The organism is Georhizobium sp. MAB10, assembly GCF_045012825.1.
Taxonomy (GTDB): Bacteria; Pseudomonadota; Alphaproteobacteria; order Rhizobiales; family Rhizobiaceae; genus Georhizobium; species Georhizobium profundi.
In genome coordinates this window covers 944,971-959,215 of record NZ_CP118314.1, presented here as the reverse complement: position 1 = coordinate 959,215, position 14,245 = coordinate 944,971, and the positions used below count along the sequence as shown (strand labels likewise).

The window sequence follows — 14,245 nt, the reverse complement described above, 5'->3', positions numbered from 1 at the left end:
TCTTTGACTATTCGGCCATCACCGACAACCACTCATCGACCCAGGCGCGACGGTTGGCGGCAACCTCTTCCGGCGAGAAGAGCAGGCTTTCTTTCGGCTGAACCAGGCGCGAGAATGCTTCCGGCAGGTCTTCACTGGTGGGGCCCGCAGGCATCATCCAGTTGTAGGTCGGAATGGCATCCTGGAACCCTTCGCCGGTCGTGAAGCTCATGAATTCGCGCGCAAGCTCGATATCGGGGGCAGAGGCGAGCACGCCGGCGACTTCGATCTGCAGATAATGCCCTTCGGAGAACGCAGCCGCCTGATAGCGGTCCGTATCCTCCGAAACCATGTGGTAGGCCGGCGACGTCGTATAGGAGAGCACCATCGGCGCCTCGCCATCGGTGAAGAGGCCATAGGATTCCGACCAACCCGGCGCAACCGTCAGAACGCGGTCCTTGAGCTCGGCCCAGGCTGCAGGCGCATCGTCGCCGTAAACCGACTTGATCCAGAGCAGAAGCCCAAGCCCCGGCGTCGATGTGCGCGGGTCCTGGATGACGATCTTCTGGTTCGGATCACCCTCGACCAGGTCCTTCAGGCTCGTCGGGGGCGTGTCGATCGCTTCGGTGTCGTAGACCACGGCGAAGTGGCCGTAATCATAGGGCACGAAGACGTCGTCCTCGAAGCCGCCGGGCACGTCGATCGCACTCGTATCGATGTCATGAGGGGCGAAAAGGCCCGTCTCCTTGGCTTCCGCGACAAGATTGGTGTCGAGCCCAAGCACAACGCCCGCTTCCGCCCGGTCGCCCTCCAGCCGCAGCCGGTTCAGAAGCGCCACACCGTCCGCTGCGCCGACCCAGATGAGATCGCAGTCGCATATCGCCTCGAACGCTTCTTCGATCAGCGGGCCTGGGCCCCATTCGGCGACGAAGCTGTCGTAGGTGTAGACGGTGAGCGACCGCGTCGCCTCCTGCGCTCCGGCCGACACGGGCGCCAGGAAACTTGTAGCAAGCAAGATGGGAAAGAATGTCTTCAGCGTCATCAACGCCTCCTCCGTTTTTGCAATGTCAGGGGAATAGGCGTTTTGTGACGCGTCTAATCCCTCCGCCGGTATGAGCCGGATCAGGTTCTTCGGGTTGGCATGCGCCTCTCAGCCGTCCGTTTCCGGACAACACCCCGTTAGAGCAACTGCATGTGTAATCGCCGCCGGCAGCACTGGCAAGGCGCGTGAAAGCTGCTAGAGCAGCGGGCGATGCAGGCCACACCGACCCCGACCGACGCAAATGCCCATTTTGCCGTTCTCCTGAGCGGTGAGGTGACCGTGACGGAACGGCTGACGTCTCAGATTCACGGTGCCCGCGTGATCGCAGCCGACAGCGGCATGCGCCATGCAGCGGCACTCGGCGTCATGCCCGAACTTTGGGTCGGCGACTTCGATTCGGCCGATGCGCGCCTGATCGAAAGCTGGCCGGATGTCAGGCGGGAGCCCTACCCACCGGCAAAGAACGCGACCGATGGCGAGATCGCGATCGAGACGGCGATCGAGCGCGGGGCGCGCCGCATCCTACTCGTCGGCGCGCTGGGCGGCGAACGATCCGACCACGCCTTCGCGCACATGGCGCTGGCGGTAAAACTCAAGGAACGCGGCATCGATGTCACGCTGACATCAGGCGAGGAGGAAGGGTATCCCCTTCCCGGCGCCCCGCTGACCTTCGACCTGCCGAAAGGCAGCCTCTTCTCGGTGCTGGCGTTTGCCGATATCGCACGCCTGACGATCGAGGGCGCGCGCTATCCGCTCCACGATTTCGACTGCACATTCGGCACGACACGCACCATATCCAACGTGGCGGAAGGGCCGGTGACGATCCGGCATACGGGCGGCCCGGCCCTGCTGCTTGCCCGCCCGAACGACTTTTCTGGAGCCTGACCCCTTGGCATCACCACCCATCCTGAAGCTCGACGACATCCACCTGACCTTTGGCGGGACGCCGCTGCTGAATGGCGCCGACCTGCAGGTCGAGCCCGGCGACCGCATCTGCCTCGTGGGCCGCAACGGATCGGGCAAGTCGACACTGATGAAGATCGCCGCCGGCCTCGCCGAGCCGCAATCGGGCGAGGTGTTTCGCCATCCTTCGACCACGATCCGCTATCTCTTCCAGGCTCCGGATTTCGGCGGCTTTGCGGATGTGCGGTCCTATGCCGAGGCAGGCCTTGCACCGGGCGACGATCCCCATCGCGTGACCTATTTGCTCGAGCATCTCGGCCTGACCGGCGAAGAAGAGCCGGCCCGCCTTTCAGGCGGCGAGGCCAGGCGCGCGGCGCTCGCCCGTGTACTGGCTCCCGCGCCCGATCTCCTGCTTCTGGATGAGCCGACCAACCATCTGGACCTGCCGACCATCGAGTGGCTGGAATCGGAGCTCTCCGGTTTCCGCGGCGCCATAATCACGATCTCGCACGACCGCCGGTTCCTGGAAAAGGTTTCGCGCGCCACCGTCTGGCTCGATCGCGGCACGACCCGCCGGCTCGACCGCGGCTTTGCCCATTTCGAGGACTGGCGCGACCAGGTGATGGAGGAGGAAGAGCGCAACCTCCACAAGCTCGGCCGCGCGATCGAGCGTGAAGAGCACTGGCTGCGCTACGGCGTGACGGCGAGGCGCAAGCGCAATGTGCGAAGGCTCGGCGAACTCCAGTCGATGCGCCAGGAATATCGCACGCATCGCGGGCCGACCGGCCGTGTCGAGGCCCAGGCAAGCGACGTCGCCCAATCGGGCAAGCTCGTCATCGAGGCCGAAGCCATCGGCAAGTCCTATGGCGAAACGCCAGCCGTCGCCAACTTTTCTCTGCGGGTCCATCGCGGTGATCGCATCGGTCTCGTCGGCCCGAACGGCGCGGGCAAGACCACGCTGCTCAACATGCTGACGGGACGGCTCGAACCCGACGCGGGCTTCGTGCGCCTCGGCACAAATCTCGACATCGCGGTTCTCGACCAGCGCCGCGACGATCTCGACGAGAACGACACGCTTGCCCACTATTTGACCGACGGACGGGGCGACACGCTCCTCGTCAACGGCGTGCAGAAGCACGTGACCGGCTACATGAAGGACTTTTTGTTCCAGCCGGAACAGTCGCGCACGCCGATCCGCGAATTGTCGGGCGGCGAGCGCGCGCGCCTCATGCTGGCGCGCATCCTCTCGCGGCCGTCGAACCTGCTGGTCCTCGACGAGCCCACCAACGACCTCGACATGGAAACGCTCGATCTGCTGCAGGAACTCGTCGCGGGCTATGAAGGCACGGTGATCCTCGTCAGCCACGATCGCGATTTTCTGGATCGCACTGTGTCATCGGTGATCGCGCCGGCCGATCTTTCCGCACCGGATGGCCGCTGGACGGTCTTTGCCGGCGGCTTCTCCGACATGGTGGCGCAGCGCAAACTGTCCGCGGACGCGGTAAAGAGGGCGACTGCCGACAAGAAAGCGGCTTCCGCAGGCAACCGGGACAAGGCGCAGCCCGTAGCAGTGTCCAGCCGGAAGCTCTCCTACAAGCAGAAGTTCGCACTCGAAACACTGCCGAAGGAAATCGAGAAAAAACAGGCCGAGATCGCGGCGATCGAGGCGCGCATGGCAAAGCCCGATTACTTTACCAAGCAGGCCGAAGCTTTTGCCCGCGATGCCAAGGCGCTTGAAACATTGCGCGGCGATGTCGATCGTATGGAAGAGGAATGGCTGGAGCTCGAAGTTCTGCGCGAGGAAATCGAGGGCTAGGCCTCTCGTCTTGGCTCTGTGCTTAGCCTCGAATGCCAGAGAAGGATGAGCGGCACTGCGACGAGTTCGAGGCCGAGACCGACCAGATGCCCGGCCGTTGGCGCGCCGACGAGGATGAGCGAATAAAGGCGCGCCAATCCGCCAACGAATGTAGCAGCGCCCAGCAACCTGATCCGCTCGGTCTTCGTCTCGATATGCGGAATACAGCTCCACCACGCCAGGCCCAGCACGAGAAAGACGCCGGACAGAAAGCGGACGTGACTGTCGAGATCGTCCGACCAGGGCGGCGTCGTCGCCAGGAAGGCCGGTCCGGTGAGGACGCCTGCCAGACCAGCGCCGATCGGCACGAGCGCAAGCACCGCGATAATCAGCTGCAGGAGACGCCGTTGTGTCACCTCGTCTCCTGATGAGTGCTCAGTTGGATATCAGAACCGCTCGAAGTGCTTCCGCACGCGCTCGATGAAGCCATTGAGCTCGGGCGCTTCGTTGTTGTTCATGTCGTAGAGCGCAAGATAGTCCGGGGGACGCTTGCCACGGAAGGTGGCCCACGCCCAGCGGCGCGCCATCTTGCGCGGCGGATCCCCCATCAACATGGCACGCCAGCGGTCGCCGCCATAGGTCGCCACGAACACGACCTTCTGGATATGGGTGAGGTTCGGCACCAGCCGACCCCGATCGGCCCCAGCCGACATGGTGAAGGAGACGCCCGGCACGAAGATGCGGTCGAAATAGCCCTTGAGGATGGCCGGATAGCCGAAATTCCATACGGGATGGACGAAAACCATCGCGTCGGCAGCGTTGAGCCGCTCCACATAGGGCCGGATCGTGTCCGTCACGTTTCCCGGCACGTCATGGTAGTTCAGCCGCTCTTCGCGCGAGAGCGCAGCCTCGAAACCTTCGTCATAGAGGCTGAGCGGGTCCACCTCGTGGCCGGCACCCCGCAATGTTTCACAAACGGTATTGAACAGCGTCCGGTTGAAGCTCGTCTCGACCGGATGGGCATGCACGACATGAACGCGCATCAGGCAGCGCCTCGCGCCTGTTCTGCCAATCCGGCAAAAAGCCACACGCGGCCGGAATCGAAATCGAAATCCGGGTCGTCCCAGGCGATCATCTTGCCGGGATTGAGAAGACCTTTCGGATCGGCCTCCTTCTTGAAGGCAAGTTGGGCGCGATCCGTTTGCTTCATTCCGCCTTCTTCCAGCGTGTAACGATGCGGATTGAAGACGAGACAACCGTTCTCCTCATGCAGGCGGATGATTTCCTCCAGCCGCTCTTCGCCCGTGTAGCGCACGATCGGCAGGCCGGAGAAGACGATGCGCCCGTCGAAGCGCGTCATCTCGATATGCATCGGCATCTCGTCGCCGAGCATCCGATGGATCTTCTCAAGATGCTCGAGCGTCGGATACTGCGTCTGGAGATAAGTGATCGTCGGGTCGATCTTCAGGCCGCGCAGTGTCGTGTGGTTCCAGGTGAACTCGTAGATCGGCGGCAGCTTGCGCCCGGCCGCATCGAGATCGTTCACATCGCTGCGGTGCAGGATCTCGCCGCCATGGTGAGAGGTAAAGAGGGTCAGCGCATCGACAGAATTCGGCGCGACCATGATCAGCACCACCGACTGGTCCTGCCTGAGAAAATCCCGGTAGCGGCCGAAATAGTCGTAGGGCACCGGCGCGGCGACCGGCGAGATTTCCTTGAGCAGGATGCCGTCCTGCCCGGCAAGCGCTTCGGCATAGCGGCAGGAATCGAGGAACTCGTCGAAGCCGACGACGACTTCCACCCAGTCATAGGCAGGTGCCAGCGGCATCTCCGCTTCGACGATGATGCCGTTGGTGCCGTAGGCATGGGCAAGCTTCATGATGTCCGCGCCGGCAATGTCCAGCACGCGCGGAGTTTCCTCGCAGGTGACGATCTTCAGGCCAAGGATGTTTCCGAGATTGCGCAGGCCGCCCCAGCGCACCGATCCGATGCCGCCCGAGCCGCCCGCGATGAATCCGCCGATCGTCGCCATGCGATAGGTGGAAGGGTGGAACCGCAGCTCGGCCCCAACGGCAGCCTTCGTCTCCTCGTCCATCTTCACCATGATCGCACCGGCTTCAGCCCGCACGCGATCCGGCTTGATCTCCAGCACCTTGTCCATGTTTTTGAGATCGAGCATGGCCCCGCCGGCAAGCGGCATGGCCTGGCCGTAATTGCCGGTGCCGGCGCCCCGCGGCGTGATCGGAACGTCGAACTTGTAGGCAGCGGCAAGGATCGTCACGACATCCTCGACACTGCGCGGCATGACGACGAGATCGGCTGTCACCTGATCGAGCTGCGCCTTCAGGATCGGTGAATACCAATAGTGATCGCGGCTCTTCTGCTGCACGAGCTTCGGGTGATCTTCGATCGGGATATCGCCAAGCGCCGCGAGAAAGCCGTTCAGGTCCATGATGTGTCTCCCATGAGATCGTCGAGGTCGCGGTAGTCTGGCAGTTTTGCATCGATGATACGGCCGGCCCGCATGATCTTCCGGTCGGACTGCGGGCGCGCCATCATCTCCGACCAGCTGCGCGCGGAAAGAAGCACGAGATCGGCCGGTGCGCCGACGATGACTTCGGCGCGCGTCGCCATGCCGGCGAAACGGGCGGGCCAAGCCCCCATGCTCTGGGTCCAGGCCCAGGCTTCATCGGCCGGATGATCGAAATGGAGGATGCGCGCGCCCTCCCGCAGCACCTCGATGCCGTCCAGGTCGCCATAGGCATAGAACGGGTCGCGCGTGTTGTCGGAGGCGATAGCGACGGGCACGCCGGCTTCCGCCAGCTCCCGCAAAGGCGCGACACCGCGCCAGCGGGGCGTCTTGCGCGCGCCGCTTTCGCCCCGATCCTGGAGATACATGTTGCACATCGGCAGCGAGATCACCGCGACCCCGGCCTCTGCCACGCGCTCGACGGTTTTCTTGAACTTCGTCTCGTCCTGCACGGCGAGCGCGCAGCAGTGACCTGCGGCGACACGGCCCCTGTAGCCCAGTTCGATCACCGCATCGGCCAACCAGTAAAGCGCGGACGCGTCCGGGTTACCGGTCTCGTCGCAATGGATGTCCAGATCGAGCCCTGCCTCGCCGGCCGCTTCCACGACGTTGCGCATCGCCTGACGCGTCTCGGGATGATCGGCGATCGCGCCGCCCAGAACGCCTCCGCCGGCTTTGGTGCGGCGGGCAACCTCCGCCACGATAGCCTTGTCGAGCAGATGGTCCGGCCCGAGCAGCGACACACCCTGCAGCTCGATGCGGTCGGCCCAGCGCTCGCGCACCTTCTCGAACACGTCCCAGGTGATGCCGTGCTGCGGCGGGGCGCTATCGAGATGGGTTCGGATCGCCGCGGTGCCATGCGCGTAAGCCGCGGCGAGCGAGAATTCCATGCGCCGCTCGACATCGGACGCAGACCAGTGCCGCTCGCGATCTTCGGCGACCGAAAGCAGCGCGTTCATCCATGTCCCATCGGGGTTTGGCTTGCGGGGCCAGATATGGCCCTTGTCGAGATGCGTGTGGATGTCGACGAAAGCAGGCAGCACGAGCCCGTCGCGCATGTCGTGGATTTCGGCGCCCGCTTCATTAAGCCCGTCGGCACCATCCTTTGGCGAGGGCTCGATGGCAGTGACAAGACCACCCGCGATGGTGATGTCGACGCGCGGCACTGCGCCGGATGTCGGTTTTCCGGCAAGCGCATCCGGCAGACGCGCGTTTCTCAGGACAAGACGGCTTGCCCCGGTTGCAGTCGTGGCGGTCATCAATTCTCCCGGCGGATTGCACTCTCGTGCCAACGCCGTAGCGAGAGCCAGGAGATGAAGGAGGTCAAGGCAAAAATCGCGACGCCCGTGGCCGTCAATAGGACAAGCGCAGCAAAGAGGCGCGGAATATTGAGGCGATACTGGCTTTCAAGCAGCCGGAAGGCGAGCCCGGAACCGGCACCGGCGGAGCCGGCTGCAAATTCGGCAACAACGGCGGCGATCAGCGCCAGCCCACCACCAATGCGCAGGCCCGCCATGAAATAGGGCAGAGATGCCGGGATCTTCAAATGGATCAATGTCTGCCAGCGGCTGGCGCCATAGAGCTCGAAGAGGTTGATCAGGTTGTGGTCGACGCTCTTCAGCCCCTGCACCATGTTCGACAGGATCGGGAAGAAGGCGACGAGGAAGGCACAGATGAGCAAGGCCGTCTGCGTGTCCGACGCATAGATCAAGAGCAGCGGCGCGATCGCGACGATCGGCGTAACCTGGAGAATGACCGCAAAGGGAAAGAGGGCAAGCTCGATCCAGCGCGACTGGACGAGAAGGATCGCAAGCCCCACCCCGCCGACGAGCGCCAGAAAAAGCGCCGTGAAGGTGATCTTGATGGTGACGAACAGAGCCGGAGCAAGCGTGCCCCAGTCGTTCCACAGAGCCTGCGCCACGAGCACGGGGCTCGGCAGGATGTAGTGCGGCACTTCGTTGATGGTGACGTAGAGATGCCAGGCAAGGATCGCGAGGCAGAACATGCCGAGCGGCACGACGATGCGCAGAACCTTGTCCGGAACACCCGAAGGGCGCACCGGAACGGGCGCCGTTGCAGCTTCGTCGGCAAGCGGCGGCGCCGCTGCGAGATTGCGGTCGACGGCATCAGCCATGGTGCACGCCTCCACCCTTCACGATCGCCGCCTGCAGCGCATCGGACACCTCCGCGCAGATGGCGCGATACGTCTCAGACGTCCGAAAATGATCGTCACGCTCAAGCGGCGGATCGAGCGCGATATCAGCGAAGACCTGGCCAGGCCTCGCCTTCATCACGACGATGCGGCTGGAAAGATAGGCGGACTCGAAAACCGAGTGCGTCACGAAGATGACGGTCAGGCCCGACTGTGCCCAAAGCTTGAGCACGTCGTCGTTCAGTTTCTGCCGCGTGATCTCGTCGAGCGCCGCGAAGGGCTCGTCCATCAAAAGAAGCTTCGGCTTGGTGACCAGTGCGCGCGCGATCGAGACGCGCATCTTCATTCCGCCGGACAGCTCGCGCGGATAGGCATCGGCAAAATCCTGAAGGCCGACGAGCGCCAGCGTCTCCATGATCTGGTCCTTCACCGCATTCTTCGGCTTTCCGCGCAGCTTCAGCGGTAGATAGACATTGCCGAACACCGTCTGCCACGGCATCAGCGTCGGCTCCTGGAACACGAACCCGACATCGCCCTGAGGCAGGCCGCGGCTGTCGATCTGCGACGACGGCCAGTCGATCGTTCCGCTGCTCGGCGCCCCGAGGCCAGCGATGATGCGGAGCGCCGTCGACTTTCCGCAGCCCGAAGGGCCGAGCAGGCTGACGAACTCGCCGGGACGCACGGACATCGTCATGTTCGACAATGCCATCGTCCCGTTCGAAAACACCTTGGACACATTGGTGAGAGCGACCACCGGGCGCGAAGCCGCACGCCCGGTAGCAACCTGTTCCGAAGGTGTCTTCAACGCCAAACTCACGGCACCCGCCTCTTCGCTCACCCGCAGGCCTGGACCTACTGGTCCATCAGATCGACGCCGACGCCCTGGCAGACATATTCGGTCGTGTAGGCCTGGCTGATATCGATCCCGGCCTCGAACACGCCGGCCTCGACCATGTTGTCGTAGAAGTTCTGCCAGCGCGCGTCGGTCATGCAGCCGATGCCCTGTTCCTCGGCCTCACCGGAAACGACGATACCGTATTCCTTCATCTTCTCCAGCGAGTAGGCGAGCTGCTCATCCGTCATTTCAGGATTGTCCGCCTTGATGAGTTCGTTCGCGGCCGTGTTGTCGCCATAGAGGTAGTTGGCCCAACCGATCGCAGTCGCTTCGACGAAGCGCTTGGCGACATCCGGGTTCGCGTCGACGAAAGGCTTCATCGCCTCGATCGTCGTGGAATAGGGATCGAAGCCTTCGTCCGCGAGCAGATAGACGACCGGTTCGAAGCCCGCCTGACGCTCGATCTCGAACGGCTCCGATGTCAGATAGCCCTGCTGCACCGCTTTCGGGTCCGCGATGAACGGCGCCGGGTTGAAAGTATAGGGCGTATACATTTCGTCCGAGAAGCCTTCGAAATTCGACTTCATCCATTCGAAATAGGTGGTGAACCCTTCCTGGCCCATGATCAGCTGGCTGGCGCCGGAAAGGTCGGCGAAGGTGTCGAAGCCCTGGTCGGGATGCGCGATCAGAACCTGCGGGTCCTTCTGGAAGATCGCCGCGAGCGTGATCGTCGGAATGCCTTCCTTGACCGCGTTGATCGCAGAGGTTGCCCCACCCATGTAGAAATCGATCTGACCACCCACGAGCAGCGCCCGGTTCGCGCCCTGAGGCCCGCCCTGACGGATGGTGACGTTGAGGCCGTATTCCTCATAGGTGCCGTCGGCGACCGCCTGATAGAAGCCCCCATGCTCGGCCTGCGCCAGCCAGTTGGTGCCATAGCTGACGTCGATCAGCTCGGCGTCCTGCGCGGCGGCAGGCAGCGTCAGCATCGTCGATGCAACGAGCGCGGCGGCAAGAGAACCCTTCAACGAAAGCGACCTCACAAACACTGGCATCATGCGTCCCCTTTTTTGGCATGCCGCTTACGATGAGAGCATTCATGCTCGCCCGTCCGGCTTGCCGCTGAGACTATCGAAACGCCAACAGGTGTTAAGCCCAAAGATTCATCAAACACCGCTTTGCCTGCACATTAATCAGTCGACATTCTTTTCCCGATTGCATGGTGACACGGCACGATTATTGTCCGCTGCATGAAGCGCCTCCACCCCACCGACATCTACCCACCGTTTTCCGCCTACAGCCACGGCGTCGTCGTGCCTGAGGGTCACCGCATCGTGTTCTGTTCCGGCCAGTTGGGCATCGCGCCCGATGGAACGATCCCCAGCGATTGCGCCGGCCAGACTCGGCTGTGCTTTTCAAACGCAGAGGCAATCCTCAGGGAAGGCGGTCTGTCCCTGGCGGACGTCGTCAGGATCAATGCCTACGTCACAGATCGCAGTTACCTGCCGGACTATATGAGCGTTCGAAACACACTGTTCGCTGCGCCCTATCCCGCCTCGACGTTGATGATCGTCTCCGGTTTCGCCCGCGCGGAATTCGTCGTGGAGATCGAACTCGTCGCGGCCGGCAAAGCCTGAAGGAGACACCGCATGGCCCGCAAGATCTGGTGGACCGACTTTCTCGCCAGCGATTTCGACCATTGCGATCCGATGGCGACGATCGCGCTCGTGCCGATTGCAGCCATCGAACAGCATGGCCCGCATCTGCCCGTCGGCACCGACACGATCATCAACCAGGGTCTGCTCGACGAACTGATCGCCGCGACACCGGAGACGCTCGATCTGCGTATTCTGCCGGTGCAGTCCGTCGGCAAGTCGAACGAGCATCTTTTCGCCAAGGGCACCGTGACGAAGACGGCGAAGACTCTGATCGACGCGTGGACGGAGATCGGCGACAGCGTGGCACGCGCCGGAATCCGCAAGCTCGTTTTCGTCAATTCCCATGGCGGCAATGTCGACATCATGAGCATCGTCGCGCGCGAATTGCGCGTGCGCCACGGCATGTTCGCAGTGAAAACGGGCTGGAGCTTCGGCTATCCGGACGGGCTGATCGATCACGACGAGCAGCGCCATGGCATCCATGGCGGCGATGTCGAGACATCGCTGGTGCTGCATTTCAAGCCGCACCTCATCGACATGCAGCGGGCGGAGAATTTCACCTCTGTTGCCGTTGCCGATGAGGCGCACTACAAGCATCTTCGCCCGACCGGCATGCCCTCTTACGCCTGGATCGCGACCGACGTGCAGTCATCCGGTGCGGTAGGCAATGCCGCTGCAGCGACGGCCGAAAAGGGCAGGCAGATCGCTGCCCATCAGGTGCGGGGGATGCTGGACCTTCTCGATGAGGTTCGGCGCAGGCCCCTACCCACGGCCCCATCGGGCCATTGAGCAAAGCACGTTGCTGGATGAGCGGCCGTCAGCCGCGGCGGCAGTAGCCATCGCGGATAGTCTTGGCAATCGAGATGCCATTCAAGGTCTGGCGATGGGTGGCAACGGCCAGGCGTCCGCGCACCGTGTCGGGCGCAAGTGCCAGATCCGCCATCGGCATCGTGTCGTTCCAGAAGCCACCGATGATGTGGTCCTGGATACCGGTCGCCGAATCCATCTGCTCCCAGCGCTTGTCCTCGTAGAACGCCTTGATGACGAAGTATTCCAGGAGCAGGCCGGGACTGAACCGCTTGTAACTCTCGTCATAAGCGCATTTCGGCGTGAAATTCGTGGCGCCGCTGGCCATGTTGATGCTGACCGCAATCGGCTTGCCATCGAGCAGCAGGCTGTCGATCACGCTCAGCCCGGCCGTGCCGCCATAGGCAAGCCGCGCAAATGCCGCATGGCGCGAATTGGCGAGAAACGACGTGCCGCGCGCACCCTTCCAGCCGGAATGCTCGATGCGCAGGAACTCTTCAAGCCGCCGGTCGACAGCCTCGGGGCAATCCACGCGTTCGAAGCTGACTGTCCCGATTTCCTTCAATCGGCGCAGATTGCGCTGCAGGTCCTTGGCGCGGCTGCGGCTGAGCACGGTGTCGATATGGCTGTCGAAACCACCCTCCATACGGGTCAGCTTCGGGCGATCGTAGCGATGGGTTTCCTCCACGATCAGGCCGGCGCGGCGCGCCTCCTGCATCAGGCTCGTAGCGAAGACCGAACTCATGTCGATGTGGCGAAGAATGAAAAGCGGTGCGATGCGCCCGGCCGCAAGCAGGTCCACGAACTGCGCGATCACGCGCGCCCCGTGGCGGCGGTGAATGAGTGGCGCTCCACTCGCCTGATAAATATTGGCCGCACCGCGCGCCACGTTGAAGGGTGCGATGCCGAAATTGCGAAACGGAAAGAGCCCGACGATACCGGCGCCGGGCGATCGCATGACGAGCGCCCGCTTGCCGGCCTTCCGCTCCACGCGACCGAGACCCGCCAGCAGGTAGGACCGTGCGTAAAACGGGTTCTCCACGAGGCTCTCTTCGGACAGATGATCCCATTCCTGCGCATCGAGCTGGAGCAGCGCGCGCGCATCGCCGATCGACCAGTCGAACTCATGGGCGCGACGTTTGTTGGTGAGCGTTGCGCTGCCGCCGAGGACCTGCGTCTGGCTCATGACGGATTTCCTTTCAAGGCTGCAGTGCCAAAGCTGTCGGGGATACCGACCGGCAGAATGATGCCGAGCCGCCGGTAACTGAAATAGGCCATCAGGCCGCTGCGCATCGTGATCGACACCGCAGTGGCGATCGCCGCTCCGTAGAGACTGATCAGAGGTACGAGCGCAAAGCTCAGCGCGATGTTGAGGGCGAGCGCCATCATGAAACTGAGCGAGCAGGCGCGTTCTTCGCCAAGCATCGTCAGCACGTCCTCGCCGGGGCCGAGCAGGCAGCGGATGACCGTGCCGAGGCAAAGCAGCGGCACGACGAGCGCAGCGGCCTCGAAGCCGTCACCGAAGAGGCTGAGGAGTGGCGCGGCGAGGATGCTCAACGCCAGCGCGCCGATCGCCGTCAGCGTGCTGGAGATGACAGCGGCCTGGCGGACCATGGTCTGCAATCCAGCCCGGTCACCCCTTGCGGACAAGGCGGCGAAACGCTGTGCCGTCACCGCCGAGACCCCATAGGGAACGTAACCCAGCACCTGCGCCAGACGAGTGGCGGCGAAATAGAATGCGACGAGCTCCGGCGGCAGGAAGAGACCGAGGATCAGAACGTCTGCATTGAGGAACAGCACCTCCGCCGCATCGACGAGCGCGATCGGCAAGGCGGCGCGGAGCCATTTGCGCCGTTCGCCGAAGGCAGGCGAAGCACTTTGCAGCGCCTCTTTCAGATGTGAGCGGATCAGGACGTACTGGAGGAGGCAACTCGCCGCGAGACCGGCGATCGTCAGCGTCATCACCGTAAAGGCATCGGCACTTTCGCCCATTGCCAGAAGACCGACAAGACCGACGATCAAGCCCAGATGCCGCATCACATAAGCAGGCGCAATTCCGAGCGTCGGCTTGTCCATGCCGCGCGCGATCGCCTCGAGATAATCCTGCAGGGTCAGAAGCGGCGCCGCCATGAAGGCGATCATGCCGAGCGCCACCATGGCGCCATCGAAACCGAACGGGTTGAGCCAAAGCATGCCGATCGCGCCGAGCGCCAGGCTGCCTGCAAGGCAGGCGACCACGCCGAAGACTGCGCGCAGAAGCCCTGCAGCCGCATGCCGCTCGCCTGCCTCGAGATACTGCGAGAGGAAGCGGCAGATAAGCTGGTTGGTGCCGACCGTTGCACCATGGCCCATCAGCAGCAACCAGACGAGCAGCAGGCTATACCGCCCGAAATCCTCCGGCCCGATCATGCGCGCCGCAAGGATCTGGGCGACGAGCGCAAGCCCTGCGCCGATAACGCGCACGCCGATGACCGTCAGCCCCTGTCGCCGGCGGGCGTCGAACAATCTCGCCAGAGTGTCGCTGCGCCTGGAAATGACCGTGCT

Annotated in this window: 14 protein-coding genes and 1 riboswitch; of the genes, 4 read left to right on the top strand and 10 right to left on the bottom strand. The window is 63.2% G+C overall.

What is annotated here, in order from left to right:
- Positions 1-7: 7 nt before the first annotated feature.
- Positions 8-1,021, bottom strand: a complete 1,014-nt coding sequence (thiB, locus tag PU133_RS04400; protein WP_404863655.1) for a thiamine ABC transporter substrate binding subunit — start codon at positions 1,019-1,021, stop codon at positions 8-10.
- 40 nt (positions 1,022-1,061) lie between these two features.
- Positions 1,062-1,168: riboswitch (TPP riboswitch) on the bottom strand.
- Between the two features lie 63 nt (positions 1,169-1,231).
- Between thiB and PU133_RS04395 the strand changes: the two genes are divergently transcribed.
- Together PU133_RS04395 and PU133_RS04390 are read left to right on the top strand one after the other, a co-directional pair.
- Positions 1,232-1,906 (top strand): thiamine diphosphokinase, encoded by a 675-nt coding sequence (locus tag PU133_RS04395; protein WP_404863654.1) that lies wholly within the window; start codon positions 1,232-1,234, stop codon positions 1,904-1,906.
- Between the two features lie 4 nt (positions 1,907-1,910).
- Positions 1,911-3,740, top strand: a complete 1,830-nt coding sequence (locus PU133_RS04390; RefSeq protein WP_404863653.1) for an ABC-F family ATP-binding cassette domain-containing protein — start codon at positions 1,911-1,913, stop codon at positions 3,738-3,740.
- Here the strand turns inward: PU133_RS04390 and PU133_RS04385 are convergent.
- The 7 genes from PU133_RS04385 to PU133_RS04355 form a co-directional block, all read right to left on the bottom strand.
- The gene (locus PU133_RS04385) at positions 3,737-4,135 is read right to left on the bottom strand and encodes a DUF4345 domain-containing protein (protein ID WP_404863652.1); all 399 of its coding nucleotides are present in this window, start codon (positions 4,133-4,135) and stop codon (positions 3,737-3,739) included. The genes PU133_RS04390 and PU133_RS04385 overlap by 4 nt on opposite strands.
- 30 nt (positions 4,136-4,165) lie before the next feature.
- Positions 4,166-4,762, bottom strand: a complete 597-nt coding sequence (locus PU133_RS04380; RefSeq protein WP_404863651.1) for an NAD(P)H-dependent oxidoreductase — start codon at positions 4,760-4,762, stop codon at positions 4,166-4,168.
- Complete coding sequence (locus PU133_RS04375; protein WP_404863650.1) at positions 4,762-6,171, bottom strand: FAD-binding oxidoreductase; 1,410 nt, start codon at positions 6,169-6,171, stop codon at positions 4,762-4,764. The genes PU133_RS04380 and PU133_RS04375 overlap by 1 nt, the downstream gene beginning before the upstream one ends.
- On the bottom strand, positions 6,162-7,508 hold the full coding sequence (locus PU133_RS04370; protein WP_404863649.1) for a cytosine deaminase: 1,347 nt from the start codon (positions 7,506-7,508) through the stop codon (positions 6,162-6,164). The genes PU133_RS04375 and PU133_RS04370 overlap by 10 nt, the downstream gene beginning before the upstream one ends.
- Positions 7,508-8,383, bottom strand: coding sequence for an ABC transporter permease (locus PU133_RS04365; protein WP_404863648.1), 876 nt, complete (start codon positions 8,381-8,383; stop codon positions 7,508-7,510). Before PU133_RS04365 ends, PU133_RS04370 begins: the two co-directional genes overlap by 1 nt.
- The gene (locus tag PU133_RS04360; protein ID WP_404864437.1) at positions 8,376-9,155 is read right to left on the bottom strand and encodes an ABC transporter ATP-binding protein; all 780 of its coding nucleotides are present in this window, start codon (positions 9,153-9,155) and stop codon (positions 8,376-8,378) included. The genes PU133_RS04365 and PU133_RS04360 overlap by 8 nt, the downstream gene beginning before the upstream one ends.
- A 98-nt stretch (positions 9,156-9,253) precedes the next feature.
- A complete protein-coding gene (locus PU133_RS04355; RefSeq protein WP_404864436.1) occupies positions 9,254-10,291 on the bottom strand; it encodes an ABC transporter substrate-binding protein in 1,038 nt (345 codons plus the stop codon).
- Positions 10,292-10,486: 195 nt separating this feature from the next.
- Between PU133_RS04355 and PU133_RS04350 the strand changes: the two genes are divergently transcribed.
- Both PU133_RS04350 and PU133_RS04345 read left to right on the top strand, forming a co-directional pair.
- A complete protein-coding gene (locus tag PU133_RS04350; RefSeq protein WP_404863647.1) occupies positions 10,487-10,873 on the top strand; it encodes a RidA family protein in 387 nt (128 codons plus the stop codon).
- Positions 10,874-10,885: 12 nt separating this feature from the next.
- Positions 10,886-11,683 carry a creatininase family protein gene (locus PU133_RS04345; RefSeq protein WP_404863646.1) on the top strand — a complete coding sequence of 266 codons (798 nt, stop codon included), beginning with the start codon at positions 10,886-10,888 and terminating at the stop codon, positions 11,681-11,683.
- Positions 11,684-11,711: 28 nt separating this feature from the next.
- Here PU133_RS04345 and PU133_RS04340 read toward each other — a convergent pair whose 3' ends face one another.
- Both PU133_RS04340 and PU133_RS04335 read right to left on the bottom strand, forming a co-directional pair.
- A complete protein-coding gene (locus PU133_RS04340) occupies positions 11,712-12,887 on the bottom strand; it encodes a GNAT family N-acetyltransferase (protein WP_404863645.1) in 1,176 nt (391 codons plus the stop codon).
- The gene (locus PU133_RS04335) at positions 12,884-14,206 is read right to left on the bottom strand and encodes a lipopolysaccharide biosynthesis protein (protein ID WP_404863644.1); all 1,323 of its coding nucleotides are present in this window, start codon (positions 14,204-14,206) and stop codon (positions 12,884-12,886) included. The genes PU133_RS04340 and PU133_RS04335 overlap by 4 nt, the downstream gene beginning before the upstream one ends.
- Between the last annotated feature and the right edge of the window lie 39 nt (positions 14,207-14,245).

Coding starts and splice junctions, on each gene's coding strand:
- PU133_RS04370 (WP_404863649.1), bottom strand. CDS start 7,508: ATGACCGCCACGACTGCAACCGGGGCAAGCCGTCTTGTCCTGAGAAAC.
- PU133_RS04395 (WP_404863654.1), top strand. CDS start 1,232: ATGCAGGCCACACCGACCCCGACCGACGCAAATGCCCATTTTGCCGTT.
- PU133_RS04345 (WP_404863646.1), top strand. CDS start 10,886: ATGGCCCGCAAGATCTGGTGGACCGACTTTCTCGCCAGCGATTTCGAC.
- PU133_RS04350 (WP_404863647.1), top strand. CDS start 10,487: ATGAAGCGCCTCCACCCCACCGACATCTACCCACCGTTTTCCGCCTAC.
- PU133_RS04340 (WP_404863645.1), bottom strand. CDS start 12,887: ATGAGCCAGACGCAGGTCCTCGGCGGCAGCGCAACGCTCACCAACAAA.
- PU133_RS04365 (WP_404863648.1), bottom strand. CDS start 8,383: ATGGCTGATGCCGTCGACCGCAATCTCGCAGCGGCGCCGCCGCTTGCC.
- PU133_RS04375 (WP_404863650.1), bottom strand. CDS start 6,171: ATGGACCTGAACGGCTTTCTCGCGGCGCTTGGCGATATCCCGATCGAA.
- thiB (WP_404863655.1), bottom strand. CDS start 1,021: ATGACGCTGAAGACATTCTTTCCCATCTTGCTTGCTACAAGTTTCCTG.
- PU133_RS04380 (WP_404863651.1), bottom strand. CDS start 4,762: ATGCGCGTTCATGTCGTGCATGCCCATCCGGTCGAGACGAGCTTCAAC.
- PU133_RS04355 (WP_404864436.1), bottom strand. CDS start 10,291: ATGCCAGTGTTTGTGAGGTCGCTTTCGTTGAAGGGTTCTCTTGCCGCC.